The sequence below is a fragment of the Pseudarthrobacter siccitolerans genome, assembly GCF_030823375.1.
Lineage (GTDB): Bacteria > Actinomycetota > Actinomycetes > Actinomycetales > Micrococcaceae > Arthrobacter > Arthrobacter siccitolerans_A.
Window position 1 is genome coordinate 568,858 of the sequence record NZ_JAUSXB010000001.1, and the last position, 25,718, is coordinate 594,575.

The 25,718-nt window shown below is 66.3% G+C and carries 23 protein-coding genes; 5 read left to right on the forward strand and 18 right to left on the reverse strand.

Annotated features, from left to right (window positions below):
• Nucleotides 1-11: 11 nt before the first annotated feature.
• The gene (locus QFZ36_RS02745) at nucleotides 12-1,847 is read right to left on the reverse strand and encodes a glycerol-3-phosphate dehydrogenase/oxidase (protein ID WP_306633729.1); all 1,836 of its coding nucleotides are present in this window, start codon (nucleotides 1,845-1,847) and stop codon (nucleotides 12-14) included.
• A 167-nt stretch (nucleotides 1,848-2,014) separates the two neighbouring features.
• On the opposite strand from QFZ36_RS02745, the gene QFZ36_RS02750 reads away from it, so the two are divergent.
• From QFZ36_RS02750 to QFZ36_RS02765, 4 genes are read left to right on the forward strand one after another with little or no spacing between them, the layout of a single operon-like run.
• Nucleotides 2,015-2,947 (forward strand): sugar-binding transcriptional regulator, encoded by a 933-nt coding sequence (locus QFZ36_RS02750; RefSeq protein ID WP_373427067.1) that lies wholly within the window; start codon nucleotides 2,015-2,017, stop codon nucleotides 2,945-2,947.
• Between the two features lie 10 nt (nucleotides 2,948-2,957).
• Entirely contained in the window at nucleotides 2,958-3,827 is an 870-nt protein-coding gene (locus QFZ36_RS02755; protein WP_306633731.1) for an aldo/keto reductase, read from the forward strand.
• A 7-nt stretch (nucleotides 3,828-3,834) separates the two neighbouring features.
• Nucleotides 3,835-4,764 carry an alpha/beta fold hydrolase gene (locus QFZ36_RS02760; protein ID WP_306633733.1) on the forward strand — a complete coding sequence of 310 codons (930 nt, stop codon included), beginning with the start codon at nucleotides 3,835-3,837 and terminating at the stop codon, nucleotides 4,762-4,764.
• The gene (locus tag QFZ36_RS02765; RefSeq protein WP_306633735.1) at nucleotides 4,761-5,837 is read left to right on the forward strand and encodes a glycosyltransferase family 4 protein; all 1,077 of its coding nucleotides are present in this window, start codon (nucleotides 4,761-4,763) and stop codon (nucleotides 5,835-5,837) included. The genes QFZ36_RS02760 and QFZ36_RS02765 overlap by 4 nt, the downstream gene beginning before the upstream one ends.
• A 29-nt stretch (nucleotides 5,838-5,866) precedes the next feature.
• On the opposite strand, the gene QFZ36_RS02770 is transcribed toward QFZ36_RS02765, so the two are convergent.
• The 13 genes from QFZ36_RS02770 to pyrR form a co-directional block, all read right to left on the reverse strand.
• Nucleotides 5,867-7,948 (reverse strand): primosomal protein N', encoded by a 2,082-nt coding sequence (locus tag QFZ36_RS02770; protein ID WP_373427009.1) that lies wholly within the window; start codon nucleotides 7,946-7,948, stop codon nucleotides 5,867-5,869.
• Nucleotides 7,949-8,105: 157 nt separating this feature from the next.
• Complete coding sequence (metK, locus tag QFZ36_RS02775) at nucleotides 8,106-9,341, reverse strand: methionine adenosyltransferase (protein ID WP_306633737.1); 1,236 nt, start codon at nucleotides 9,339-9,341, stop codon at nucleotides 8,106-8,108.
• Between the two features lie 87 nt (nucleotides 9,342-9,428).
• Nucleotides 9,429-10,670 (reverse strand): bifunctional phosphopantothenoylcysteine decarboxylase/phosphopantothenate--cysteine ligase CoaBC, encoded by a 1,242-nt coding sequence (gene coaBC, locus QFZ36_RS02780; protein ID WP_306633738.1) that lies wholly within the window; start codon nucleotides 10,668-10,670, stop codon nucleotides 9,429-9,431.
• 34 nt (nucleotides 10,671-10,704) lie between these two features.
• A complete protein-coding gene (gene rpoZ, locus QFZ36_RS02785) occupies nucleotides 10,705-10,965 on the reverse strand; it encodes a DNA-directed RNA polymerase subunit omega (RefSeq protein WP_003800778.1) in 261 nt (86 codons plus the stop codon).
• 15 nt (nucleotides 10,966-10,980) lie between these two features.
• Nucleotides 10,981-11,577: a guanylate kinase gene (gene gmk / locus QFZ36_RS02790; RefSeq protein WP_306633740.1), complete on the reverse strand. Its 597-nt coding sequence runs from the start codon at nucleotides 11,575-11,577 to the stop codon at nucleotides 10,981-10,983.
• A 48-nt stretch (nucleotides 11,578-11,625) separates the two neighbouring features.
• Nucleotides 11,626-11,943 carry an integration host factor, actinobacterial type gene (gene mihF / locus QFZ36_RS02795; protein WP_306633741.1) on the reverse strand — a complete coding sequence of 106 codons (318 nt, stop codon included), beginning with the start codon at nucleotides 11,941-11,943 and terminating at the stop codon, nucleotides 11,626-11,628.
• Nucleotides 11,944-12,074: 131 nt separating this feature from the next.
• Nucleotides 12,075-12,953: an orotidine-5'-phosphate decarboxylase gene (gene pyrF / locus QFZ36_RS02800; protein WP_306633742.1), complete on the reverse strand. Its 879-nt coding sequence runs from the start codon at nucleotides 12,951-12,953 to the stop codon at nucleotides 12,075-12,077.
• On the reverse strand, nucleotides 12,946-16,260 hold the full coding sequence (gene carB, locus QFZ36_RS02805) for a carbamoyl-phosphate synthase large subunit (RefSeq protein ID WP_306633744.1): 3,315 nt from the start codon (nucleotides 16,258-16,260) through the stop codon (nucleotides 12,946-12,948). The genes pyrF and carB overlap by 8 nt, the downstream gene beginning before the upstream one ends.
• Complete coding sequence (carA, locus tag QFZ36_RS02810; protein WP_306633746.1) at nucleotides 16,260-17,540, reverse strand: glutamine-hydrolyzing carbamoyl-phosphate synthase small subunit; 1,281 nt, start codon at nucleotides 17,538-17,540, stop codon at nucleotides 16,260-16,262. Before carA ends, carB begins: the two co-directional genes overlap by 1 nt.
• Before the next feature lie 5 nt (nucleotides 17,541-17,545).
• On the reverse strand, nucleotides 17,546-18,067 hold the full coding sequence (locus tag QFZ36_RS02815; RefSeq protein WP_306633747.1) for a PH-like domain-containing protein: 522 nt from the start codon (nucleotides 18,065-18,067) through the stop codon (nucleotides 17,546-17,548).
• The gene (locus tag QFZ36_RS02820; protein ID WP_306633749.1) at nucleotides 18,067-19,413 is read right to left on the reverse strand and encodes a dihydroorotase; all 1,347 of its coding nucleotides are present in this window, start codon (nucleotides 19,411-19,413) and stop codon (nucleotides 18,067-18,069) included. The genes QFZ36_RS02815 and QFZ36_RS02820 overlap by 1 nt, the downstream gene beginning before the upstream one ends.
• Nucleotides 19,413-20,435 carry an aspartate carbamoyltransferase catalytic subunit gene (locus QFZ36_RS02825; RefSeq protein ID WP_306633750.1) on the reverse strand — a complete coding sequence of 341 codons (1,023 nt, stop codon included), beginning with the start codon at nucleotides 20,433-20,435 and terminating at the stop codon, nucleotides 19,413-19,415. Before QFZ36_RS02825 ends, QFZ36_RS02820 begins: the two co-directional genes overlap by 1 nt.
• Nucleotides 20,432-21,019 carry a bifunctional pyr operon transcriptional regulator/uracil phosphoribosyltransferase PyrR gene (gene pyrR, locus QFZ36_RS02830; protein WP_306633751.1) on the reverse strand — a complete coding sequence of 196 codons (588 nt, stop codon included), beginning with the start codon at nucleotides 21,017-21,019 and terminating at the stop codon, nucleotides 20,432-20,434. The genes QFZ36_RS02825 and pyrR overlap by 4 nt, the downstream gene beginning before the upstream one ends.
• Before the next feature lie 179 nt (nucleotides 21,020-21,198).
• Between pyrR and QFZ36_RS02835 the strand changes: the two genes are divergently transcribed.
• Nucleotides 21,199-22,479, forward strand: a complete 1,281-nt coding sequence (locus tag QFZ36_RS02835) for a PrsW family intramembrane metalloprotease (protein WP_373427010.1) — start codon at nucleotides 21,199-21,201, stop codon at nucleotides 22,477-22,479.
• A gap of 23 nt (nucleotides 22,480-22,502) precedes the next feature.
• Here QFZ36_RS02835 and QFZ36_RS02840 read toward each other — a convergent pair whose 3' ends face one another.
• From QFZ36_RS02840 to QFZ36_RS02855, 4 genes are read right to left on the reverse strand one after another with little or no spacing between them, the layout of a single operon-like run.
• Nucleotides 22,503-23,342, reverse strand: coding sequence for a triose-phosphate isomerase family protein (locus tag QFZ36_RS02840; RefSeq protein ID WP_306633753.1), 840 nt, complete (start codon nucleotides 23,340-23,342; stop codon nucleotides 22,503-22,505).
• 9 nt (nucleotides 23,343-23,351) lie between these two features.
• A complete protein-coding gene (locus QFZ36_RS02845; RefSeq protein ID WP_306633754.1) occupies nucleotides 23,352-24,704 on the reverse strand; it encodes an MFS transporter in 1,353 nt (450 codons plus the stop codon).
• A 46-nt stretch (nucleotides 24,705-24,750) separates the two neighbouring features.
• Nucleotides 24,751-24,915, reverse strand: a complete 165-nt coding sequence (locus QFZ36_RS02850) for a hypothetical protein (protein WP_306633755.1) — start codon at nucleotides 24,913-24,915, stop codon at nucleotides 24,751-24,753.
• Between the two features lie 12 nt (nucleotides 24,916-24,927).
• The gene (locus tag QFZ36_RS02855; protein WP_306633757.1) at nucleotides 24,928-25,695 is read right to left on the reverse strand and encodes an SDR family NAD(P)-dependent oxidoreductase; all 768 of its coding nucleotides are present in this window, start codon (nucleotides 25,693-25,695) and stop codon (nucleotides 24,928-24,930) included.
• Nucleotides 25,696-25,718 lie beyond the last annotated feature (23 nt).

The window sequence follows — 25,718 nt, forward strand, 5'->3', positions numbered from 1 at the left end:
GCCAGCCGGGCCTAGGCGACCAGGCTGTTGATCTCTACGCGGTGGAGCCGCTGCAGGACGTCCTGGGCATGCCGGATCTCGGCGGCACGCGCGGCGGCGTCCCAGCCCAGTGGAACGGCGAGCACCTCTGCCACCTCATTAAGCAGTTCGCCGGTGACGAGGCCCCGGAAGGCCAGGGACGTCCTGCGGATGAAAACATCTACAAGGTGTCCCACCTGCTCACGGGCTGCCATGAATTCCAGTTCACGGACACTCAGTTCGCGGGTGGAGCGCAACTGGTGGTCAGGTGCGGCATCCAGGTAGGCCATCACGGCCTCCGCCCGCGTACCGTAGCGGGTCAGCAACCCGGCAGTCCGGTCAGCGTCCCGGCCCGGGGCCATGTGCTGCTTGATCCACTTCTGCACACCGGCCTCGTCGGAGGGAAAGCCTGCGCCGCTGCCGATGGCGAGCTGCGCCGTCGAGACCTTGCGCTGCATGCCAAGTTCGGCGAGGACATCGTCGGTCAGGTGCTCGGCCAGGGCGCGGAAGGTGGTCCATTTGCCGCCCACCAGGCTGAGTACGACGGCCCCCGGCCGGGGCTGCGCGCTGGCTGCGGCTTCCCGGCGCTCAATCCGGTAGTCCCGGGAAACGAAGCCGGGCTGCGTTGCGTCATGCCGGGGCAGCGGCCGCACGCCGGCGAAGGTGTACACGATCTGCTCCCGCGTGACGGCGATACCGGGGAACACGTGGCCGATCAGTTCGAAGAAGTACTCGATCTCCTCATCGGTGCAGACGGCGTCCTGGCTCATGTCGGCGTCCACGTCGGTGGTTCCGACCAGGACACGGTCCCCCATGGGGTAGATGAGGACGATCCGGCCGTCCGTGTGTTCGAAGAAGATCTCGCGTCCGCGGCAGGCGTCGAGCAGCCCGGGGTGGTCCAGCACTATGTGGGAACCCTTGGTGCCGCCCATGAAGGAGGAGGCTGTTCCCATCGCCTCATTGGTCAGGTCCACCCAGGCGCCGGTGGTGTTGACGATGACGTCCGCGGTGAAGTCGAATTCCTCGCCGGTCAGCTCATCACGCAGCCGCACCGTGCTGCCCTTGCCGGTGCCGCGGTTGGGTTCGCCGGTCATGGACTTCAGTGACAAGTAGTTACTGGCCCGGGCTGTATTGCCCTGGGCGTTGCTTTCAGCGTGTGCTCCGGCGCCGGCCGGGCGCCCTGCTCTTTCGCCGTCCTGCAGAACGTCGAGGGTGAGCCGCTCCGGGTTGTGGACGGAGGCGTCGAAGTATGTGGCCGCGTATTTTATGTCAGGGCGCAGGCCGGGCAGTTCAGCCAGGGCGCGTTTGCGGCCCCTGAACTGGTGCCGAGGCACGTTGCCTCCGTCGCGCGAGAAGGAGTCGTAGAGGCTGAGGCCGACCTTGATGAGGAAGGCTCCGCGTTCCTTGGGCTTGCCCTGCTGTTTGTGGGTAAGGAACCGCAGCGGAGCCTCGAGGATACCGGAGAAGGTGCTGAAGATTGGGATGGTGGTCTGCAGCGGCTTGACATAGTGCGGGGCGATCCGGAGCAGCCGGTTGCGCTCCACCACTGATTCCCGGACCAGCCTGAATTCGCCGTTCTCGAGGTACCTGATGCCGCCGTGGATCATGTGCGAGGACGCTCCGCTGGCTCCCTGGCAGTAGTCCCCGCGCTCAACGAGTGCCACGTCCACCCCCTGCAGGGCCAGGTCCCGGAAGGTTCCGACGCCGTTAATGCCGCCACCCACCACCAGCACCTTTGCGTGGGGCCGCCGCCTCAGGTTGTGTACAGATGCGCGTTCGCCGCCAGGTTTCGGCGCGGTGGGGCGGGCGGGTGAATCCTTGGGTCCCAAAACAACTCCCTTGGGGCTTTTGTGTGGCGCGGCCACCCTTGGGTGCGCCGCCGTTCTGATCTAATGTTTGGAGTAATGGAAAATGGAGTCAAGCACAATGCACAAACGTGCAGAATGGAGTTCCCGTGGATCCTTCCCGGCATGCTGACGCCCTGCGGGCTGCACAAATGTATTACCTGCAGGACCTCACCATGGACGCCATTGCCCGCGAACTCCGGACCTCGCGGTCAACGGTTTCACGGCTGTTGTCCTCGGCCCGGGACTCGGGCCTGGTCCAGGTCCAGATCCGCAACCCCCTGGACACCGCCCCGGAGCTGGAAGGCCTGATCCGCCGCCGCTTCGGAGTTGACGTCCACGTTGTCCCGGTGGTGGAAACACTCAATGAGGCCGAAACCCTGGACCGGGTGGCCATGCAGGCCGCACGTACTATCGGGCCCCTGGTGGATTCCAATGCGATTATCGGCGTGGCCTGGGGCTCCACGCTCAGCGCCGTCAGCCGGCAGCTGACCAGGAAAATTACGCACGACAGCGTGATAGTGCAGCTGAACGGCGCCGGCAACATGCACACGACGGGCATCACCTATGCGAGCGACATCATGCGCCGCTTCGGCAGCGCCTACGGAGCGCGGGTGGAACAGTTCCCGGTTCCCGCCTTCTTCGACCACGCGGCCACCAAGACCGCGATGTGGAATGAACGCAGTGTGCAGCGGATCCTCGCACTCCAGGCCAAAATGAGCATCGCGATCTTTGGCGTCGGCTCGGTGGACGCGGATTACCCGAGCCATGTGTACGCCGGCGGCTACCTGGACGAGAACGACCTCAAAATCCTGGCGAATTCCGATGTGGTGGGTGACGTGGCCACCGTTTTCTTCCGCAGCGACGGTTCATCGGACGGCATCGTCCTCAACGAGCGGTCCACGGGTCCGGCCCTCTCAGAACTCCGGCAGGTCCGGCGCAGGATCTGCGTGGTTTCGGGAGTCTCCAAAATCAACGGCCTCAAAGGCGCCCTTGCGGCCGGCCTGGCGACAGACCTGATCCTCGACGAGGCCACCGCGCGCCGCTTGGTGGGCCTGGAGGGCATGGCGACTTCGAATAGGTAGAGTCAAGGTTATGAGGACCTCACCCCGGCTCAGCCTGAACAACGGCGTGCTGATCGACCAGCTGGGCTTTGGCCTGTACAAAGTGCCGCCGTCGGACGCGGCAGGACTCGTGGCCATGGCCCTCGGCGCCGGCTACAGGCATTTTGACACCGCCGCCATGTACGGCAATGAGTCCGGTGTTGCCCGCGGCATCAGCTCCCAGCTCGGCGCTCCGGCAGGCAGCGGCGGCTCCGGGGAACTGTTCCCGGCACCCGCCAGGGAAGATCTTTTCGTCACCACCAAGGTGTGGAATGACCACCACGGCTACGATGCCACCCTCCGGGCATTCGATGACTCGATGGTCAACCTTGGCCTGGATTACGTGGACATGTATCTCATCCACTGGCCCTGCCCCCGGCGCGGACTGTTTCCGGAAACCTACCGGGCCCTCGAGACGCTCTACCGGGAGGGTAAGGTCCGGGCCATCGGTGTCAGCAACTTCCAGCCTTCCCACCTTGACCGGCTGATGCAGACAGCAGAAGTAACACCCGCCGTAAACCAGATCGAGCTGCACCCCTGGCTTCAGCAGCATGAGCTCCGGAAGATCCATGATGACCTGGGCATCCGGACCGAAGCCTGGAGCCCCCTGGGGCGCGGACACGTGCTTGCCGATCCCGTCGTCGGGGCCTGCGCCGCCGAAGTTGGCCGGACGCCTGCCCAGGTGGTCCTCCGCTGGCACATGCAACTGGGAAACATCGCCATCCCCAAAGCCAGTTCGGAGGCGCGGATCCGCGAGAACCTGGACATCTTCCGCTTTGAGCTTTCGGCCCGGGATATGGACGCGCTGGCCGGCCTCGACCGGGGCGAGCGTACCGGCTCCCACCCGGACAACGTCAACTAGGACCAGCATGAAAACAACACACCCGGGGCAGCCGCCCGCGCCCGCCTTCTTCAGCCCGGACCTGGCAGGACGCACGCGTGCTTCTTCCGTGCAGCTCACCGGCGGGAAAGTGGCCTTCTGGACGTATGAACCCGTCCAGGAAACACCGGAAACACGGACCATCCTGGTGATCCACGGGTTCCGCGGCGACCATCACGGACTGGTGCGCGTGGCCGACCAGCTTCCCGAAATGCGCATCATCATGCCGGACCTGCCGGGTTTCGGCAGCTCAGAGGCCTTCGGGGACGGCGGCCACACGGTGCCCGGTTATGGGGCGTTCATCAGCGAGTTCATGAATGCCCTGGGTTTGGGCCCGGACACGGTTCTGCTGGGGCACTCCTTCGGATCCATCGTGGCCGCGCACTTCGTGGCAGCCCATCCGGCCGCCGTACATCCCCTGATCCTCATCAATCCCATTGCCGCACCGGCCCTGGAGGGCCCCAAAGGCATCATGACCAGGCTGGCGGTGCTGTACTACAAACTTGCCGCCCGGCTTCCCCGTCCGCTGGGGCAGGGACTCCTCCGAAGTCCGTTGATTGTCCGCGTGATGAGCGAGACCATGGCCAAAACGACCGACCGGGAACTCCGGCGCTTTATCCACGGCCAACACCACGCGTACTTCAGCGCATTCGCCAGCAGGGACAGCCTCCTCGAGTCGTTCACTGCCTCCGTCAGCAGCCACGTGGCCGAGGTGGCCGGGCGGTTGACCCTTCCGGTGCTGCTGGTTGCCGGCGAAAAAGACGAGATCGCCACCCTCCCCGACCAGCACCGGCTTCTCGGGCTGCTGCCCGACGGCGAACTCAAGGTCATCCCGGGCGTTGGCCATCTCATCCACTACGAGACTCCGGAACCCGCCGCCCGCTACATCCGCAGCTTCCTGAAGGACCATCCCGCGTGAAGATAGTCATTGATGCACGTTTCACCAGGACCGACCACCATGACGGCATCAGCCGCTATGGCGCGAGCCTGATCGAGGCCACCGCTAAGATCGCAGATGTTTCCATGCTGGTCTCTGACCTCCGGCAGCTCGCCCTGCTGCCCGATGTTCCCTACACGCTGATCAACAGTCCCCTCTCCCCCCTGGAACTGTTTGTAGCGCGCAAGGTGAACCCGCTGGGCGCTGACGTGGTGGTCTGCCCGATGCAGACAATGGGCACGTGGGGCCGTAAGTACGGGCTGGTCCTGACGTTGCATGACCTGATCTACTACGAGCACCCTGCGCCGCCAGGATTCCTGCCCGCCCCTGTCCGGCTGCTGTGGCGGCTGTACCACAAGGCTTTCTGGCCGCAGCGGCTCCTCCTCAACCGGGCGGACGCGGTGGCAACCGTCAGCCGGACAACCGAGGCGCTGATCGCCAAGTACCGGCTGACGCGCCGGCCCGTAAGGGTTATCGGCAACGCTCCCCAGCCGGCGGCGGATCCGCGGGTCCCGGAGGCCGGTGCGGAGCCTTCGCTCGTCTATATGGGGTCTTTTATGCCCTATAAGAACGTGGAAACCATGGTGGAGGGGATGGCTTCGCTTCCCGGCTACACGCTTCACCTCCTCAGCCGGATCACGCCGCAGCGCCGCGCCGAGCTGGAAAAGCTCGTCCCGTCCGGAGCCCATGTGGTGTTCCACAACGGCGTGACGGACGAGGAGTACGGAACCTTCCTGAAAACGGCGACGGCGCTGGTGAGCCTCTCCCGGGCGGAGGGTTACGGCCTGCCGCTCGTTGAGGCCATGGCGGTGGGCACACCGGTCATTGCCAGTGACATCCCCATTTTCCGGGAAGTGGGCGGTGACGGCGCCAGCTACGTTGATCCGGCCTCGCCGGAACAGTTCGCCAACGCCGTGATGAAGCTGCAGGACCCGGAACGGTGGCAGGAAGCCTCGCGATGCTCCCTTGCCCGTGCCCGTCAGTTCACGTGGGACGAATCGGCCCGCCAACTGGTGGACGCGGCACACGACATCATCGCCCAGCGCCGAAAGTAACGGCGCCGGGACAGGAAAGGCCGGCGCAGCTAGAGGACGTCCACGCCGTCAAGGCGGAGCTGGACAGGCTCTGCGCTCCGCTTTGCGGCCGTAGCGGCCCGCGTTGCACGCAGGACCCGGGTTACCGCCGCCGCCTGGGTGTACGGGAAAAACAGGAGGGTCCGGACGTCCTCTCCCACCCGTCGCGATGAGGGCGGTCCGTTGAGGACCACCGGCGCCGGCCCGGCACTGCGCAGGCTGATCCCGGCTGGTTCCAGTTGGGCTGCCACTGCGGACGTAAAGTGTTCGACGGCGGCCCGGGGGCCGGTGACCGAGGCAATCCGCACCGCGGGCGGCAGTTGCAGCTCCACCCGCAGGGCCAGCTCCCGCCGCGCGTAGCCCGCAGGGTCCCACCGCAGCAGGGCACCCACGGCGGACGTGTCCGTTGCGGTGATGACGACGAGCCCGCCGTCGGAGGCCGGCCGCACCAGGGCGGCGGCGTTGAACCAGCGGCGCACCGTGTCCTCACCGGCCCGCAGATTTTCCCGCCGCAGCAAGGAATCGCCGTCGAGCAGTAGCGCCGCCGCATAGCCGCCCTCGGCCACGGGTTCTGCGCCCACGGTAGCTACTACCAAAGACTTGCCCGGGCCTACAGTGGCTTTGACCTGATCACCCGAGGAAGTGATCACCGTTTTTCCCGGGAACCCGCGTCCCAGTTCCTCGGCGGTCCGCATCACTCCGGTAGCACCCTTGCGGAGCTTCCGGCCCCCGCAATGGGAGCACTCCCAATCGAGTGCCGGTGTGGAGCACCACCGGCACTGCGGAATCGCGGAATTGCCGCTGGCCAGCGCCAGCGGCCCTTGGCAGGTTCCGCAGCGGGCGGGTTCGCGGCAGGTTTCGCAGACCAGTGAGGGCACGTACCCTGCCCGTGCCACCTGGACCAGGACAGGGCCGCGTTCGAGTCCTTCCTTGGCGGCGCGCCAAGCGGCGCCGGGCAGGCGGGCAATCCTTGCGAGCGGGTCCCTTTCCTGTTCGAAACTGTCAGCCGTGTTCACAACGCGCGGGACGGTGCGGCGGACAACGTTCCGATCGGCCTCAACGGGAAGGGCCCAGCCGGTCTCCACCAGCCGCTGGACTTCGGTACTGCGGGTGTGGCCGGCCAGGAGGCATGCGGCCCCTGCCTGCTCGGCACGCAGGAGCAGGACCTCGCGGGCGTGCGCATAGGGCGCGCGCTGCTCGATGTGGAGGTCGTCGCCGTCGTCCCAACAGACCACGAGCCCCAGGTCCTTGACCGGGGCGTAGGCTGCCGACCTCGTGCCAATCGCCACACGTGCTGTGCCGGCAAGGAGGCGCAGGAAGTTCTGGTAGCGCGGAGTGGGTCCGTCCTCCGCCGTCAGGCGGGCTATAGCCTGCTCCGGGAGCAGGCTGGTGACTGCGTCCTCGAGCCGGTCCAGGTCGCGGTTGTCCGGCACCACTACCAGGGCACCCCGGCCGGAAGCGAAGGCAGCGGCCACGGCCTGGGCCACCAGTTGGGGCCAACCTGCGGCGCCGGACGCACGGAGCGGATTGAGTACCGCCCGCGGTGCACGGCCGTCTGCCAGGTGGCGGAGGAATGCCGGGCCGTTGCGGTAGTCGGTCCAGGCGGCCGGCCCGGTGACCTCCGCCCCAGGGTTCATCGGCTGGGGGGCCGCTGCCCCCGCCGCCGGTTCCCGGACACCAGGGAAGGTCTTCTCCAGACGGGCCACCCGGGGCGGGACTGCGACACGGAGGACATCGCTCACCGTTCCGGCGTAGCGGGCAGCGACGGCGGTGGCGAGATCGCGGATCTCCGGCGTCAGGACAGGAACCGGGGAGATAACCTTGGCCAGCGGCAGGAGCGTGTGGCCGGCGTCGGACCCGGCCACCCGCTCCATAATGAAGCCGCTGAGGTCCTGGCCGTTGAACTTGACCTTGACCCTGACCCCGGGCTGGGCATCCCCGGCGAGGCTGGCCGGGACGCCGTAGTCGAAGGGCCGGTCCAGGTGGGGCAGGGAGGACTCCACGAGCACACGGGCCACCGGGAGGTGGTCTGCGAACTGCGGGCCGGACTGTTGTTTCCGGTCCGGGAAACCCTGCAGCAAGGATGGCTGCACGGCTGATGGCAGATCCAGTAGCGGTTGTGCCGAATCGTCAGCAACCACAGCGGCTACCTCCGTTCAACATTGCCTGGGTGGACACAGTCAGTAGACCATCAGGCACTGACATTCCTGCCGGCGGGCGTTGTCCCGCCGGCACAGCACACCGGTTGCCCTAGGCGTTGAAGAACGCCTTCAGGTCGTCAACGCGGTCCAGGCGCTCCCAGGTGAAATCCGGATCGTCGCGGCCGAAGTGTCCGTGTGCGGCAGTCTTTGCGTAAATCGGCCGCTTCAGGTCCAGGGCGTCGATGATGGCCCGGGGCCGAAGGTCGAAGATCTCCGCGATGGCGGCGCTGATGCGTGCCGGGTCCACCGTTTCGGTACCGAAGGTTTCAACGTAGGTTCCCACCGGGCGGGCCTGGCCGATGGCGTAGGCGATTTGGATCTCCGCACGTTTGGCCAGTCCTGCGGCCACCACGTTTTTGGCGACCCAGCGCATGGCGTATGCAGCGGAGCGGTCCACCTTCGACGGGTCCTTGCCGGAGAAGGCACCCCCGCCGTGGCGGGCCATACCGCCGTAGGTGTCAACAATGATCTTCCGGCCGGTGAGGCCGGCATCGCCCACGGGCCCGCCGATCACGAATTCGCCGGCCGGGTTCAGAATGTTCGCAGCACGGGAGATGTCCAGGTTGGCACCGGCCAGGACGGGCTCGATCACGATCGAGGCAAGGTCTGCACGGAGCTGCTCCAGGCTTGCGCCCTCAGCATGCTGGCTGGAGATAACGACGGTTTCGACAGAGACGGGCCGGTCCTTGTCATAGCCCACGGTCACCTGGGTTTTGCCGTCCGGGCGGAGGTAGGCCAGCTGGCCTGACTTGCGGACTTCCGTGAGCCGCTCCGAGAGCCGGTGTGCCAGCCAGATGGGCGTGGGCATGTAGGACGGGGTCTCGTCACTGGCGTAGCCGAACATCAGGCCCTGGTCGCCGGCGCCCTGGAGGTCGTAATCATCCTCCTGGCGTCCCTCGCGCGCTTCAAGGGAGTTGAAGACTCCACCGGCGATGTCGTTGGACTGCTGGCCGATGGACACGGAAACACCGCAGCGGGCGCCGTCGAACCCGTTGGCCGAGGAGTCGTAGCCGATGCCCAGGATGGTCTCGCGGACAATCTGCGGGATTTCGACGTAGGCGTCGGTGGTGACCTCACCGGCCACGTGGACCAGGCCTGTTGTGGCCATGGTCTCCACGGCAACGCGGGATTCCGGGTCCTTGTCCAGCAGGGCGTCAAGAATGGCGTCACTGATCTGGTCGCAGATCTTGTCCGGATGGCCCTCGGTGACCGACTCGGAGGTGAAGAGCCGGAGCGCGGAGGGCGTGGCCGCGTGGGACGGGGGAAGGTGCAGCGGTAAAGTCACTCAACTACCTTACTTGTTGGAATCCGTACACCCCGCAGGGGACGTCAGGAGATGTCCTCGTGCTAAGCGGACGTGGCCGCCGAACACTCAGGCGCGGGGCGAAACGTGGTTCAGTTCGAAGCCGATCCGGCTGATGATGGCGGCGGAAACTTCTGTCTTGGTTCCGGCCGCCTCCTGTGGTTCGGAGCCGGAACGGGACAGGATGACCACGGAGTTGGTGTCCTGGCCGAAAACTTTGTCAGTGCCTACGTGGTTGACCACCAGCAGGTCGCAGCCTTTGCGCTGGAGCTTCGCTTCGGCGTATGCCCGGACATCGCCCTGGCCGTCCCCGGTTTCAGCGGCGAATCCGACGATCAGTTGCTGCCCCTCCCCTGCTCCTGCGATGTTCCGGCGCTCCACCAGCTCCTGCAGGATGTCAGGGTTGCGGACCAACGTGATCACGGGATCGGCAGTGTCGTCGCGCTTCTTGATTTTGGTGTTTGAGACCTCTGCGGGACGGAAGTCGGCCACTGCGGCGGACATAATGACGACGTCGGAATCGGCAGCGGCGGCCATTGCGGCCTCGCGCAGTTGCAGGGCAGTCTCCACCTGCACCACTTCCACCTTGGCCGGCGGGGGAACTTCCATGTGGGCCGCGAGCAGCCGCACTGTTGCCCCGGCATTGCGTGCCGCGACGGCCAGTGCGACGCCCTGTTTGCCGGAGGACCTGTTGCCGAGGAACCGGACCGGATCGAGGGGTTCGCGGGTTCCGCCGGCGCTGATGGTCACGGTCTTCCCCGCCAGCGGCAGCTGGTAGTCAGACTGCCCCTGGACCAGGGCCATGGCGGCGTCGAAGATCACTTCGGGCTCGGGCAGCCTGCCCGGTCCGGAGTCGGCCCCCGTCAGCCGGCCGGTAGCTGGCTCAAGGACCGCTGCGCCGCGGCCGCGCAAGGTTTCCACGTTGGCGCGGGTGGCAGCGTGCTGCCACATCTCGGTGTGCATGGCCGGGGCGAACAGCACCGGGCCATGGGCCATCAGCAGGGTGTTGGTGAGGAGGTCCCCGGCCTGGCCGGTGGCTGCTTTGGCCAGGAGGTCGGCAGTGGCCGGGGCGATGACCACGAGGTCCGCTTCGTGGCCCAGGCGGACGTGGTTGACCTGGTGGACGTCGTCGAAAACGCTGTTGCTGACCGGGTTTCCGGACAACGCTTCCCAGGTGGCGGTTCCCACGAAGCGGGTGGCCGCCTCCGTGGGGATCACTGTGACGTGATGGCCGGCTTCAGTAAAAAGCCGGAGGAGCGATGCCACCTTGTAGGCGGCAATCCCTCCCCCGACTCCGAGGACTATGCGCACGTGACCTCCGTCAACAGCACGTCAGGCGGCGGAATTACTCCGCGGCTTCGATCGGCGTGGAAACCAGCTTGCCTTCGTTGATCTCGCGCAGGGCGATCGAAAGCGACTTCTCGTTCAGCTTGGTGTCAACCAGGGGGCCGACGTACTCGAAGAGGCCCTCGTGCAGCTGGGCGTAGTAGGCGTTGATCTGACGAGCACGCTTGGCACCGAAGATCACCAGGCCGTACTTGGAATCGGCTGCTTCGAGCAGCGAGTCGATCGGCGGGTTGATGATGCCTTCAAGGTTCGTGGACACGAATTCTCCAAATTACTAGCGGGCTGACGCTTCCCGCGCTCCGTGCGGATGCGGGGTCAGCCCCATGAGTGAAACAAGCTCGTCCGCCGCCCGGCGAACGTCGTCATTGATGACGGTATGGTCGAACTCCGGTTCAGCAGCAAGCTCCAGTTTAGCGGTTTCCAGCCGGCGCTGCTGTTCCTCGGGAGTTTCAGTGCCGCGGCCCACCAGCCGACGGACCATTTCGTCCCAGCTGGGCGGTGCGAGGAAGACGAACTGTGCGTCCGGAACGGCCGCCTTGACCTGGCGGGCTCCCTGCAGGTCGATCTCCAGCAGCACTGAGCGTCCTTCGGCGATAGCCTGGTTCACGGTGCTTTTCAGGGTGCCGTACGTGTTCTCGCCGTGGACCACGGCCCACTCCAGGAGCTCGCCTCCGGCAACCAGGCGTTCGAACTCCTCCTTGGACTTAAAGAAGTAGTGCACGCCGTCGATTTCACCTGGCCGGGGCGCCCGGGTGGTGGCAGATACCGACAACCAGACCTCCGGGTAATTGTCCCGGATGAAGGTGGACACGGTGCCTTTGCCAACAGCCGTCGGACCTGCGAGGACTGTCAGTCCAGGTTTTTTGCTCACGTATTCCTTTATGCCGGAGTTCGGGGTGAGCTGGCCCGCGGGCCAGCCCTAGTTCTCGTCTATAAAATCTACCAGCGCCCGGCGCTGGTGGACGCCGAGGCCCCGGAGCCTGCGGGAAGCCGCAATACCGAGCTGCTTCATGATGCCGGCGGCCCGGACTTTACCGATGCCGGGCAAAGCCTCCAGCAACTCCGATACCTTCATCCGCGCCATGGCTTCATCTTCCATGGCCGAATTGATGATCTGGGACGCGGACCTCTCGCCGTTTTTCAGGCTTTCCTTGGCCGCCGCCCGGGTTGCCCTGGCCGCTGCCGCCTTGTTTAAGGCATCAGTGCGCTCGGACGCGGATAAGGGTCGCAGCACCATGGGTGACACCCCCGATTTCGGCGGATACGTCCAAGGGCGGCCGCCCTTGGACGTATCCTGAAACTACCCTTTGGTGCTGCTCGAATCAATGCATCCGGGGGAAACAGCCGGCTGTTGGCAGGCAGCAACCCTTATTCGCCGCGCAATCCGTCGAGGGTCCGCCGGGCGGCGTCCCGCAGTGCCCCGCGCTCGGGACCGGCCGCGAGGATGTCCCGGCTGGAGGTACCCAGCACCTGCGGATAGGCATTGCCGAAGGTGGCGCGCAGATGGGCCGGGGTGGCCCCCTGCGCACCCAGGCCCGGTGCCAGGATGGGGCCGCGCACGGCGGCGAGATCCATGTCCAGGTCCACAAGGGCGGAGCCCACGGTGGCACCGACCACCAGTCCCACAGAGCCCATGTCCCCCGGGTATCGGCGGTTTTCACCGCCGGCAGCCAGCGCGATGCGGCGTGCCACGGAATCAGCTCCCCCCACGTGCTGGACTGACGGCCCTTCGGGGTTGGACGTCAGTGCGAGGACAAAAACACCGCGCCCGGTTTCGGCTGCGAGATCCAGCGCGGGGCGCAGCGATTCGAAGCCCAGGTAGGGGCTGAGGGTCACCGAGTCGGCGGCCAGCGGGGAACCGTCCCGGAGCCAGGCGTCAGCGTAGGCAGCCATGGTGGAGCCGATGTCGCCGCGCTTCGCGTCGGCAATAGTCAGCACGGACTCATCCCGGGCTACGGCCAGGACCTCTTCCAGCACGGCCATCCCGGCGGAGCCGTGGCGCTCGTACAGCGCCACCTGCGGCTTGATCGCGGCAGCGAGCGGGGCCACCGCGTCCAGGACGGTGAGCGAAAAAGCGCGGAGGCCTTCGACGTCGTCCTTCAGCCCCCAGGCGGACAGCAGGGACGGGTGCGGGTCAATGCCGACGCACAGCGGGCCGCGGGCAGCCATGGCGGCACCGAGCCGGGAGCCGAAGGACTCCCGGCCGGCGCCTGGTACCAGTTGGGTGCCGGGTACCTGCTCAGGCATGCTGCAGGGCCGCTTTCTGGGACTCGGCCAAGGCGGCAGCGTGCTCCTGCAGGCTCGTGACGGACCATTCGTAGGTACGCATGGCTTCGATGGCCTGGACCGCCGCGTTGAACTCGGCGACCGTGGTGATGCAGGGAATGCCGATGGATGTGGCGGCGGCACGCAGCTCGTAGCCGTCACTGCGGGCCTCGCCGCCCGAAGGCGTGTTGAAGACCATGTCGATTTCGCCCGCGATGACAAGATCCGCGATGGTGCCTTCGCCTTCGGCGCTGCTGCCCTCGGCCACCTTGCGGACCGGGGTGGCCTGGATGCCGTTGCGGCGCAGGACGTCGGCGGTGCCGCCGGTGGACACGATCTCGAAGCCGAGGTCAGAGAGCCGCTTGACGCCCATGATCACTGAACGCTTGTCGCGGTTGGCCACGGAGACAAAGATCTTGCCTTCGGTGGGCAGCGCGTTGTTGGCCGCTGCCTGGCTCTTGGCGAACGCGGTATCGAAGTGCTTGTCGATGCCCATGACCTCGCCGGTGGAGCGCATTTCCGGTCCGAGCAGGGAGTCCACCACTTTGCCTTCCAGGGTGCGGAAGCGGCTGAACGGCAGGACTGCCTCCTTGACGGACACGGGAGCGTCCAGGGGCAGCGTGGAACCGTCGCCCACCTCGGGCAGCATCTTGTAGGCGCTGCGGAGCTGGTTGATGGTGACGCCGGTGCCGATCAGGGCAGCGGCCTTCGCCATCTGTACGCCGGTGGCCTTGGAAACGAACGGCACGGTCCGGGACGCCCGCGGGTTGGCTTCGAGGACGTACAGCACGTCGGAAGCCAGGGCGAACTGGATGTTGATCAGGCCGCGGACCCCCACGCCTTCGGCGATGGCGCGGGTCGCGGTGCGCACCCGCTCCAGGACGTTGGTGCCCAGGGTGATGGGCGGCAGGACGCAGGCGGAGTCGCCGGAGTGGATGCCGGCTTCCTCGATGTGCTCCATGATGCCGCCCAGGTACATGTCAGTGCCGTCGAAGAGGGCGTCGACGTCGATTTCGACGGCGTCCTCCAGGAAGCGGTCGATCAGCACCGGGTGGTCCGGGGTGATTTCCGTGGCGTTGGCGATGTAGCGGGACAGGTTGGGCTCGTCGTAGACGATCTCCATGCCGCGGCCGCCCAGCACGTAGGACGGGCGGACCAGGACCGGGTAGCCGATCTCGTCGGCGATCTTCTTGGCGTCCTCGAAGGAAACAGCGGTGCCGTTCTTCGGGGAAACCAGGCCGGCCTTGTCCAGAACGCGGGAGAACAATCCGCGGTGCTCGGCCAGGTCGATGGCTTCCGGGGACGTGCCCAGGATGGGCACGCCGGCGTCGGCGAGCTGCTGGGCGAGCTTGAGCGGGGTCTGGCCGCCGAGCTGGACGAAGACGCCCATGACACCGCCGGTGCGTTCCTCGGCCGCGATGACCTCCAGCACGTCCTCGAGCGTCAGCGGCTCGAAGTACAGGCGGGTGGAGACGTCGTAATCCGTGGACACAGTCTCCGGGTTGCAGTTGACCATCACCGTCTCGTAGCCGGCCTTGCGCAGCGCCATGGAGGCGTGGACGCAGGAGTAGTCGAACTCGATGCCCTGGCCGATGCGGTTGGGACCGGAGCCGAGGATCAGGATGGAGGGCTTGGAGTGCAGCGCTACCTCGTCCTCCTCGTCGTAGGCCGAGTAGTGGTACGGGGTGTACGCGGCGAACTCCGCGGCGCAGGTGTCCACGGTCTTGTAGACGGGGCGGATCCCCAGTGCCTGCCGGACTCCGCGGACCACGGCCTCGGAGTTGTGGGTGAGGCTGCCGATCTGCTCGTCCGAGAAACCGTGACGCTTGGCGCGCTTGAGCATGTCAGCCGTGAGCGCCCCTGCCTGGCGGATCTCGCGGGAGATCTCGTTGAGCAGCTGGAGCTGGTCCAGGAACCACGGGTCGATCTTGGTGGCCTCGAAGAGGTCCTCCACGCTGGCGCCGCCCAGGAGGGCGCGCTGGACCTGGTGCAGCCGTTCCGTCGTCGGGCGCTTTGCCTTTTCGATGAGCTCAGCCACTTCCCATTCGGGAACGGAGCTGAAGTCCAGCTGCGAGCCCTTCTGCTCCAGCGACCGGAGCGCTTTCTGCAGGGCTTCAGTGAAGTTGCGGCCCATGGCCATGGCCTCGCCCACCGACTTCATGGTGGTGGTGAGGGTGTTGTCCGCTGCCGGGAACTTCTCGAACGCGAAGCGCGGGACCTTGACCACCACATAGTCGAGGGTGGGTTCGAAGGACGCGGGGGTCTTCTGGGTGATGTCGTTGGGGATCTCGTCCAGGGTGTAGCCCAGGGAGAGCTTGGTGGCGATCTTGGCGATGGCGAAGCCTGTGGCCTTGGACGCCAGTGCCGAGGAGCGGGAGACACGCGGGTTCATCTCGATGACCACCACGCGGCCGGTGGCGGGGTCGATGGCGAACTGGATGTTGCAGCCGCCGGTGTCCACGCCCACCTCACGGATGACGGCGATGGAGATATCGCGCAGCCGCTGGTATTCGCGGTCGGTGAGGGTGAGGGCGGGGGCAACCGTGATGGAGTCGCCGGTGTGGACGCCTACGGGGTCGAAGTTCTCGATGGAGCAGACGACAACCACGTTGTCGTTCTTGTCGCGCATCATCTCGAGCTCGTACTCCTTCCAGCCGAGGATGCTCTCTTCGAGCAGCACCTCACTGGTGGGGCTGTACTGCAGGCCCTGGCCCACGATGCGGCGGAGGTCGTCCTCGTTGTAGGCAAGGCCCGAGCCGAGGCCGCCCATGGTGAAGGACGGGCGGACCACCATGGGGTAGCCGAGGTCGTCGGCGGCTTTGAGGGCCTCGTCCATGCTGTGGATGATGTGGCTGCGGGCGGACTCAGCGCCGCAGCGTTCCACCACGCCCTTGAACTTCTCGCGGTCCTCGCCAAGTTCGATGGCTGCGATGTTGGCGCCGATGAGCTCCACGTTGTACTTCTCGAGTACGCCGTTCTTGTCCAGCGCGATGGCGGTATTCAGGGCCGTCTGGCCGCCCAGGGTGGGCAGCACGGCGTCGGGGCGTTCCTTGGCGATGATCTTCTCCACCACCTCGGGGGTGATGGGCTCGACGTAGGTGGCGTCGGCGAACTCCGGGTCGGTCATGATGGTGGCCGGGTTGGAGTTGACGAGGATGACCCGCAGGCCTTCCTCCTTGAGGACGCGCAGCGCCTGCGTGCCGGAGTAGTCGAATTCGGCGGCCTGGCCGATGACGATCGGGCCGGAACCAATGACGAGGACGCTCTTGAGATCTGTACGTTTCGGCATTACTTCTTGTCCTCAGTCTTGTTGTCGTTTTTGTGTTCAGCGCCGGCGGGGTGTGCGGAGTCCACCGGGTCCTTGGACAGGTTGGCGGTCCGGCCGTCCCGGGTGCCTTCCATCAGGTCGATGAAGCGGTCAAACAGGTAGGCCGCATCGTGCGGGCCGGCCGCTGCCTCGGGGTGGTACTGCACGGAGAAGGCGGGGATGTCCAGGCAGGCGAGGCCTTCCACGACGTCGTCGTTCAGGCTGACGTGGCTGACCTCAACGCGCCCGTAGCGTGCCTCGGGAGCCTGGGTGGCACCGTCCAGGGGCGCGTCCACGGCGAAGCCGTGGTTCTGGGAGGTGATCTCCACCTTGCCGGTGCGGCGGTCCATGACGGGCTGGTTGATGCCGCGGTGGCCGTAGCGCAGCTTGTAGGTGCCAAAGCCGAGCGCGCGGCCCAGGATCTGGTTGCCGAAGCAGATGCCGAAGTAGGGGAGCTTTTCGTCCAGGACGGAGCGGAGGAGCTTGACCTGGGCGTCGGCTGTGGCGGGGTCGCCGGGGCCGTTGGACATAAAGAAGCCGTCCGGGTTGACGGCTTTGACGTCTTCGAGGGTGGCGGTGGCGGGGAGTACGTGGACGCGGACGCCGCGCTCGGCGAACCGGACGGGGGTCATGGCCTTGATGCCGAGGTCGACGGCGGCGATGCTGAACCGCGGTTCGCCGTCCCAGCCGTGGTCCTTCGGATCGACCACGTACGCCTCGTCCACGCTGACTTCCTCAGCGAGCCGGGCGCCTTCCATGGGCGCGCTGGCCAGTACGGCGTCGAGCAGTTCCTTGTCTGAGGCCTGGGCGGCTTCACCGGAGAAGATGCCGGCACGCATGGTTTTGTGCTCGCGCAGGTGGCGGGTGATGGCGCGGGTGTCAACACCCTGGATACCCACGATGCCCTGTGCCACGAGTTCCTCGTCCAGCGAACGCTCGGAGCGCCAGTTGGAGGGGCGGCGGGCGGCGTCGCGGACGATGTAGCCGGCCACCCAGATCCGGCGGGACTCGGCGTCGTCATTGTTTACGCCGGTGTTGCCGATGTGCGGTGCGGTCTGCACCACCAGCTGGCGGGCGTAGGAGGGGTCCGTGATGGTTTCCTGGTAGCCGGTCATGCCGGTGGCGAAGACTGCCTCTCCCAGGGCGGTTCCGGTGGCGCCGTAGCTGCTGCCGCGGAAGATGCGGCCGTCTTCAAGGACGAGCGCAGCGGGAGCTGATACAGGAGCGGAAACTGGGGCGGATACTGCGGTGTTTGTTGTCACTGTGCTTACTTTCCACTATTGGCATCAGCCGCGGGGGCCGAAGAAATCAATTCCTGAAGTGCTGCGAAGAGCACGTTCCTGTCCTCTGCGCGGCGGGTCCGGAAGCCGGTGTCCAGCTCGTGGCTGCCGTGCACCCACGCCAGGACCAGGAGGCCGTCCTTCTCTACGAACTTGCCGGCCATGCCGTTGTCCAGCCGCACCCCCGTGAGGGATGCCGCAGGAATGTACAGCGCCTGCGCCCCGGCCCGGTCAAAGAGGACGCCGTGCGGGTAGACCTCCAGCGTGGCGTTGGTCCGGATGCCCAGCCCGTGCACGGCGATCCGGTCCAGCCAGTCGCCGCCGGTGGTGGACGCAACGTACTGCCCCTCGGCGCTGTTGAGCGGTTCCCCCGGCGCCTCGGGCACCTGCGGCAGCTGTTCGACGTCGGCCTGGCGTCGAAGGCGGTTCCGCCAGCCCAGCCCGATGAGGGCAAAAACTACGGCGATCAGGCCGACCGTGATGATCAGCGAGAGGAGCTGGGTGTCCATCAGGCGGCGCCTACGGACGCCGCGTGCGGGTAGGGGGTGTTGAGCGCGCCGTCCAACACGGTGGGGTGTCCCTTGAAGAAGGTGGCAACCACCTTGCCGGGAAGTTCCATGCCCTTGAACGGGGAGTTGCGCCCCATGGTGGCCATCTTGGCGGGCTCCACAGTCCAGCGTGCGGCGGGGTCCACCAGGATGATGTTGGCGGGCTCCCCTGCTTCCAGCGGCCGGCCCTGGTCCTCGAGGCGGCCGATCTTCGCGGCAGCTGCGGAGGTGACCCGGGCGAAGTCGGCCCAGGTGATCAGGCCGGTTTCGATCATGGTGTGCTGCACCACGGACAGTGCGGTTTCCAGCCCGGTCATGCCCATGGCGGCCTGCGCCCACTCGCATTCCTTGTGCTCGCTGGGGTGCGGTGCGTGGTCGGTGCCGACGACGTCGATGGTTCCGTCCGCGAGGCCGGCGCGCAGGGCCTGGACATCGGCGTCGGTACGCAGGGGCGGGTTGACCTTGTACACGGGGTCGTAGCTGCGGACCAGGTCATCGGTCAGCAGCAGGTGGTGCGGGGTGACCTCCGCCGTGACGTTGATGCCGCGCTGCTTCGCCCAGCGGATGATCTCCACCGAGCCGGCGGTTGAAACATGGCAGACGTGGAGCCGTGAGCCAACGTGCTGGGCGAGCAGCACGTCGCGGGCGATGATGCTTTCCTCCGCCACAGCCGGCCAGCCGGTGAGCCCGAGGACGGCTGACACTTCGCCCTCGTTCATCTGGGCGCCGGCGGTAAGACGCGGCTCCTGCGCGTGCTGGGCCACCACGCCGTCGAAGGCCTTGACGTACTCCAGCGCACGGCGCATGAGGACGGGATCATGGACGCAGATGCCGTCGTCGGAGAACATCCGAACCCTGGCGCGGGAATCGGCCATGGCGCCGAGTTCGGCTAGCTGCTCGCCGGCCAACCCGACAGTGACGGCGCCTACGGGGCGCACGTCCACCCAGCCGGCCGCCTGGCCGAGGCTGAACACCTGCTCCACCACGCCGGCGGTGTCCGCCACGGGGGTGCTGTTGGCCATGGCGTGGACGGCAGTGTACCCGCCGAGGGCGGCGGCCCGGGTTCCGGTCTCAACGGTTTCGGCGTCCTCGCGGCCGGGCTCGCGGAGGTGCGTGTGGACGTCCACCATGCCGGGCAGCGCCACCAGGCCGGCGGCGTCGATGACAGTGGCGCCAGTGGCCCTACCTTCGGCGGTCAGGTCGGTGCCGGTTTCGGCGATGACGCCGTCGCGGACCAGCAGGTCCGCCGGCTCGCCGCCCAGGAGTGAGGCGCCGCGGATCAGATAGGTTCCGGTGTTGCCTGCCATCAGTTGCTCTCCTTGGTGGAATGGGTGCCAGCGTACGCCAGGGCGGGGGCGGCTGGTTCGCGGGTGTCCCCGGAGAGCAGCAGGTAAAGGGCGGCCATCCGCACGGACACGCCGTTGCGGACCTGGGCCAGGACGGTGGAACGGGGGGAATCGGCGGCGGCCGCGGAGATTTCCAGGCCCCGGTTCATGGGCCCCGGGTGCATGATGATGGTGTCCTTCATGCCCAGGGTGTCCAGGGAACGCAGCCTGTTGTCGTCGAAGCCCCACCGGCGGGAGTACTCCCGGGTGCTGGGGAAGAAGGAGGCGTTCATGCGTTCGCCCTGCACGCGGAGCATCATTACCGCGTCAACGCCCTGCTCGAGGGTTTCGTCCATGTTGTAGCTGACAGTGCACGGCCACTTTTCAACGCCGATGGGCAGCAGGGTGGGCGGCGCCACCAGGGTGACTTCGGCACCGAGGGTGCGCAGGAGCCAGACGTTGGAGCGGGCCACGCGGGAGTGCAGCACGTCCCCGGCGATGGCCACCCGCATTCCCTTGAGGTCTGCGCCCTCGGACCCGGTGCCGGCCAGGCGGGCCCAGTGGCGGCGCATGGTGAACGCATCAAGCAGCGCCTGCGTGGGGTGTTCGTGGGTGCCGTCACCGGCGTTGATGACGGCGGCGTCGATCCAGTCCGTCGCAGCCAGCCGGTGCGGTGCCCCGGAGGCCCAGTGCCGGATCACAACGGCGTCCGCTCCCATCGCGGACAGCGTCTGGGCTGTGTCCTTGAGGGACTCCCCTTTGGAGACCGAGGAGCCCTTGGCGGCGAAGTTGATGACATCCGCGGACAGCCGCTTGGCGGCGGCTTCGAAGGAGATGCGGGTGCGGGTGGAGTCCTCGAAGAAGAGGTTTACCACGGTGCGGCCGCGCAGGGCGGGGAGTTTCTTGACCTCCCGGTCGCCAACGGCAGCCATTTCCTCCGCGGTGTCGAGAATGCGGATGGCGTTGGTCAGGCTGAGGTCTTCGGTGGACAGTAGATGCTTCACGAGCGGCCCTCGATCACTACTTCGTTGACGGGGGTGCCGCCCGGGGCGGTGTCCGTTTCCTCAAGCCGGACGCGGACTTTTTCGGTTGAGGAGGTTGGGAGGTTCTTGCCCACATGGTCTGCCCTGATGGGAAGCTCGCGGTGGCCGCGGTCAATGAGCACGGCGAGCCGTACGATGCGGGGCCGGCCCAGGTCAACGAGGGCGTCCAAGGCGGCGCGGATGGTGCGGCCCGAGTACAGGACGTCGTCGATGAGGACCACCACTTTGTTGTCAATGCCGGTGCGGGGCAGCTTGGTGGGGTACGGCGGGCGCGTGCCCTGGTGCGACAGGTCGTCACGGAACATGGTGACATCGAGCTGGCCGACGATGGCCGCAGCGTCCACGGTGGGATCGGCGGCGGCGATCTTTTCGGCGAGCCGGGCTGCCAGCGGATATCCGCGGCGTGGAATGCCGAGCAGGACGAGATCCCGGGAACCCTTATTGGCTTCGAGGATCTCATGGGCGATACGAGTGAGGGCCCGGTCGATGTCCGCCTGGCTGAGGACCACCCTGGCTGGAACCGGTGCGCTGGTGACAGAAGTCAACGCTCGTCTCCCCTTTCCCCGCCTCACAGGACGGAATTAAAAAAGGATCATGTGCGTCTCAAAATTACCACACGGGCAAGCTGGCGCCCCTGCTGGAAAGACGCGGTGATGGTCACACTTCCCACGCCCCCCTGGCAGGATCCTTGGAGGTGTGGCGGGAGCCACCTAGGCTTTCGGATATGTCGATGCATCCCCGCTACCCTGCGTCCGGACCGCCTGAAGATCCCTTCCGGGGCGGCGGGACCCCGCTCCCTCGCGAAGCCAACCCCACCTGGATGGGCCAGGTGCAGCCTGGCAACTACCGCTCGGCCCCCGGGCACCAGGGTCATCCAGTGGATGCCTTCGTGCCGCCCGGGGTTCAAGGCAGCGCTGTCAGGGCCGGCCGGGTCCGGAGCGGGAGCCTTGTTGCGCTGACCATCGGCGGCAGTGCCCTGGCCTTCCTTAGCCTCTTCCTGGTGGTCCCGTTCCTGTTGTCGAACATAGGCGCGGCGGGGTTCCTGATAGGTTTCCTTGCTTCGCTGATCCCCTTGTCGGTAGTCCTCCTGACTGTCCACGTCATCGATAAATGGGAACCCGAGCCAAAGCGCCTCCTGTTCTTCGCCTTCACGTGGGGCGCGGCCGTGTCCATCGCAGTTACCCTGCTGATCCAGCCGTTTTTTGTCCTGGGCTTCCAGTTTTCCGATGAAGCGGACCTGCAGACCTTCATGGCCACGGTCCAGGCGCCGATCGTGGAGGAGTTCGCCAAATCCCTGGGGCTGCTGCTCCTGTTGTTGCTGGCCAGGCGGCACTTTGACGGGCCCGTTGACGGGGTGGTTTTCGCCTTCACCATTGCCGGCGGCTTCGCCTTCACCGAGAACATCCTGTACTTCGGCAGGGCCATCGCCGAATCGGCAGACCCGGCCGGCGATTTCGCCCAGGTGTTTTTCCTCCGCGGCGTGATGTCGCCCTTCGCCCATGCGATCTTCACGGGCACCACCGGGCTGGTCATGGGGTTCGCCGCCCGCCGCGGAGGTACCGGCGTCGCGGTGGCAGCCTTTGTCCTGGGGCTGCTGCCGGCCATGTTCCTGCACAACAGGTGGAACAGCATGGGCCAGGGCTTCCTGGTGGACTACATCCTGGTCCAGGTTCCCATCTTCTTCCTGGCCGTGGCCGGCATCATCCTGCTGCGGGTGGCGGAGAAGCGCCTGACCCGCCAACGCCTGCTCGAATACTCCGCGGCCGGCTGGTTCACCCCTGCCGAGGTGGAGCTCCTCGCCACCTTCGGCGGCCGCCGCACTGCACTCCGCTGGGCGGGCAGCTACGGCAGGAAGCGGCAGATGAAGGAATTCACGAAAGCCGCCACTCAGCTGGCCAACACGCGGCAGCGCATCCTCAGCGGCCGTGACGTGCAGCTGCACCAGGCTGAGGAGCGCCAGCAGCTGCAGCGCATCCTGGCCTTGCGGGCCGCCGTCGCGCGTTAAACTCCCAGCCCCGCACCGGCCGGCTACCGGCGGACGGCACTCTCCGTTGACAGCAATAGTGCCTCATCCAGCACTTTTCCGAAGTTTGCGGCATCGTGGGCAAACCTGCCCAGGAAGAGCCCCGAAACACCGGCCAGCGTGGGCAGGAGTCCTGGTTTTGCCGAGCCGCCATAAATGACCGGCAGGCTTTGCAGCGTTACTCCCGCCTCCGCTTCATTGGCGCCAAGCAGCACGCGGAGCGAACGCACTACCGCGGACACGTAGTCGGCGCTGGCCGGTTCTGCTGCCCCAATGGCCCAGACGGGCTCGTAAGCGATGATGAGCCGGGATGCCGCCTTCCAGTCACCGCCTACCGCGTCCTTGATTTGCTGGTGGACGAAACCGGCTGCCGCTGCTGCGCCGGCTTCTGTCATGTCACCGCAGGTTTCCTCACCGACGCACAGCAGTGGAGTCATCCCTGCGGCATCTGCTGCCAGGACCTTGCGTGCGATCACCGTGCTGTCTTCGCCGAAATGCCGGCGCCGTTCGGCGTGCCCGATTTCTACGAGGCTTACTCCGAGCTCTGCCAGGAGGGAAGGTGATACCTCCCCTGTCCAGGGACCGTCAGCCCAACCGCAGTTTTGGGCGCCCAGCAACACCGGCGAGCCGGAAAGGAGCTGTGCCGCAGCGGGCAGGACGGGGAACGACGGGATGACAAACGGGACAACCCGCCCGGCCGCGAGGGCCGGACGGGTGTCCACTTCGTGCCGCAGCCGCTCCAGCCAGTCCAGGCTGTCCCGGTAACCGAGGTACATCTTGGTGCTGACCCCGACGTACACGGTGTTGGTCAGGGCCGGTACCCTTCCGGGACTGCCTTCAGGCACGGGAGGCGCTCATTTGGTGTCGAGCAGGTCGTCCGCCTTGTTGCGGAACCGCTTGGTGGCGTACATCATGATGGCGGCCAGGAATGGCAGCACGCCCAGGGCAAAGACGCCTGCGGAGCCGGTTGAGTCAGCCGCGATCCCGTTGACGCTGGTGCGCAGGATGGGCGCAACAAAGCCGCCGAGGTTTCCGAGCGAGTTGATCAGGCCGATGCCTGCAGCTGCGGCCGTGCCCGTGAGGAACGCCGTGGGGTAGGACCACGCGATGGGGCCGATGGAGAGGAAGCTGCACACGGCCAGGGTGATGAACATGATGCCGAGCGCCGGGAGGTGGTTGGTGCCGGCCCAGGCCGAACCGAAGATGCAGAGGCCCGTGGAGATGAAGAGCCCGGTGCCCCAGACCCGGCGGCGGACCAGGGTGTTGGCGGCCTTGCCGATGAAGTAGCAAGCAAAGATGCCGAAGAACCACGGGATGGCTGCCATCAGGCCGACGGCGAGGCCCACCTTTTGGCCGGTCAGCTGCGCCACCTGCTGCGGCAGGTAGAACGTGACACCGTAAACGGCGATCTGCAGGCAGAAGTAGATGATGGTGAAGTACCAGACCTTGCCGTTCCTCATGGCCGCAAGGACGCCGCGGGGGCCGGTCTCTTCCTTCACCGTGTCCTCCAGCGCCATGACTTCCAGGAGCGCGCCCTTTTCGTCCTTGTTCAGGAACTTGGCGTCCTGCGGGCTGTTGATCAGGAAGAAGTATGCGGCGATGCCGGCCACCACTGCGAGCATGCCCTCGACGAAGAACATAACCTGCCAGCCCTGGACTCCGGGCACCTGGTCGCCGATGTTGATCAGCCAGCCGGACAGCGGTGCGCCCATCATTTGGGAGAAGGGCTGGGCCAGGTAGAAAATGGCGAACATCTTCACACGGACCTTGTTGGGAAACCACGCCGCCAGGAACATGATGACGCCCGGGAACAGCCCTGCCTCGGTGACGCCCAGCAGGAACCGCAGGATGATGAACGATGTCTCGCCCTGGACAAACGCGAAGCAGGCGGACACGATGCCCCAGGTGATGGCGATGCGGGCGAGCCACACCTTCGCCCCGAACTTGGTCAGGAGCAGGTTGCTCGGAATTTCGAACAGGGCGTAGCCGATGAAGAAGATTCCGGCGCCGAGGGCGAAGGCTCCGGCGCTAATACCTTTGTCGACCCCAAGGGCCGCTTCGGAGAAGCCCACGTTGGTGCGGTCCAGGAAGGCGACCACATAAAGGATCACCAGCATGGGCATAAGCCGGCGGGAAGCCTTGGAAATCGCCGATTTCAGGACCGGCGAGTCCAGAAGCTCCTTGGTGGATGTTGCGGATAGGGACATCAAAAACTCCTCTTTGAGTACATCAGATGCATGGGGTGCTGGGTTTCTAGAGCGCAAGCGCGATCATCATGGCTCCCGCAATGCAGGCAACGATGCCTACGGCGAGGTAGATCCGGCGTGCCCGGCTCCAGGACCCGGTGGTTTGGGCTGGTATTGCTGACGGGGGCCGCGCGGGTGAGAGCCGCGCCGGCCGGTTGCTGTTCTGTGCCAAGGCTGGCCTTCCTTAATGCATGTACAGTCCGCCGTCCACATTCAGCGTCTGGCCGGAGATGTATCCGGCGTCCTCGCTGATGAGGAAGGCGATGGCTGCTGCGATGTCCCGCGTGGACCCGACCCGGTTGACCACGAGGTCCTTCGTCAGTTCGTCCTTGCGTTCCTGGCTGAGGGTGCCGCCCATGATGTCCGTGTCGATCGGGCCGGGGGAGATGGCGTTGACGGTGATGTCGTACTCCCCCAGTTCCCTGGCCGTGGAGCGGGTCAGGCCGATGACGCCGGCCTTCGCCACGGAGTAAGGCGTTTTGGAGTACGTGCCGCCGCCGCGCTGGGCTGAGACGGAGGAGATGTTGACGATCCGCCCGATCCGGTTCTTCACCATGGACTCGGCCACCCGGCGGGTGGCGTAGTGGACGCCGTTGAGGTTGATGTTCAGAACGCGGTCCCATTCGGCCGCGTCCAGTTCCAGGTAGGGAACGGGGGAACTGACACCGGCAACGTTGGCCAGGGCCACGATCTGGGGCAGCGCAGCTTCCAGCTCGTCGATGGCGGCCCGTACCTCCGCCTCGCTGGCGACGTTTGCACCAGCGCCGTGAGCCTGGGCGCCGTACTCGGCGGCGATCTCCTTGGCCGCGAGCTGACAGGCAGCGTCATCGAGGTCGATGATGCCGATGTTCCAGCCCTGGGCGGCCAGGTAGTTGGCGGTAGCGCGGCCGATGCCGCGCTCGGAAACTGCACCGGTAACAATGGCGGTGCGCTGTGCGGGAAAACTGCTCATGGTTGCTCCTGGGGAAAGATGGA

Excerpts from the sequence above, each read along its gene's own strand:
- QFZ36_RS02855 (WP_306633757.1), bottom strand. The coding sequence starts at position 25,695 with ATGAGCAGTTTTCCCGCACAGCGCACCGCCATTGTTACCGGTGCAGTT.
- QFZ36_RS02815 (WP_306633747.1), bottom strand. The coding sequence starts at position 18,067 with ATGGACACCCAGCTCCTCTCGCTGATCATCACGGTCGGCCTGATCGCC.
- QFZ36_RS02845 (WP_306633754.1), bottom strand. The coding sequence starts at position 24,704 with ATGTCCCTATCCGCAACATCCACCAAGGAGCTTCTGGACTCGCCGGTC.
- QFZ36_RS02820 (WP_306633749.1), bottom strand. The coding sequence starts at position 19,413 with ATGGCAGGCAACACCGGAACCTATCTGATCCGCGGCGCCTCACTCCTG.
- pyrF (WP_306633742.1), bottom strand. The coding sequence starts at position 12,953 with ATGCCTGAGCAGGTACCCGGCACCCAACTGGTACCAGGCGCCGGCCGG.
- QFZ36_RS02755 (WP_306633731.1), top strand. The coding sequence starts at position 2,958 with ATGAGGACCTCACCCCGGCTCAGCCTGAACAACGGCGTGCTGATCGAC.
- mihF (WP_306633741.1), bottom strand. The coding sequence starts at position 11,943 with ATGGTGCTGCGACCCTTATCCGCGTCCGAGCGCACTGATGCCTTAAAC.
- QFZ36_RS02760 (WP_306633733.1), top strand. The coding sequence starts at position 3,835 with ATGAAAACAACACACCCGGGGCAGCCGCCCGCGCCCGCCTTCTTCAGC.
- QFZ36_RS02835 (WP_373427010.1), top strand. The coding sequence starts at position 21,199 with ATGTCGATGCATCCCCGCTACCCTGCGTCCGGACCGCCTGAAGATCCC.
- carB (WP_306633744.1), bottom strand. The coding sequence starts at position 16,260 with ATGCCGAAACGTACAGATCTCAAGAGCGTCCTCGTCATTGGTTCCGGC.
- QFZ36_RS02750 (WP_373427067.1), top strand. The coding sequence starts at position 2,015 with ATGTATTACCTGCAGGACCTCACCATGGACGCCATTGCCCGCGAACTC.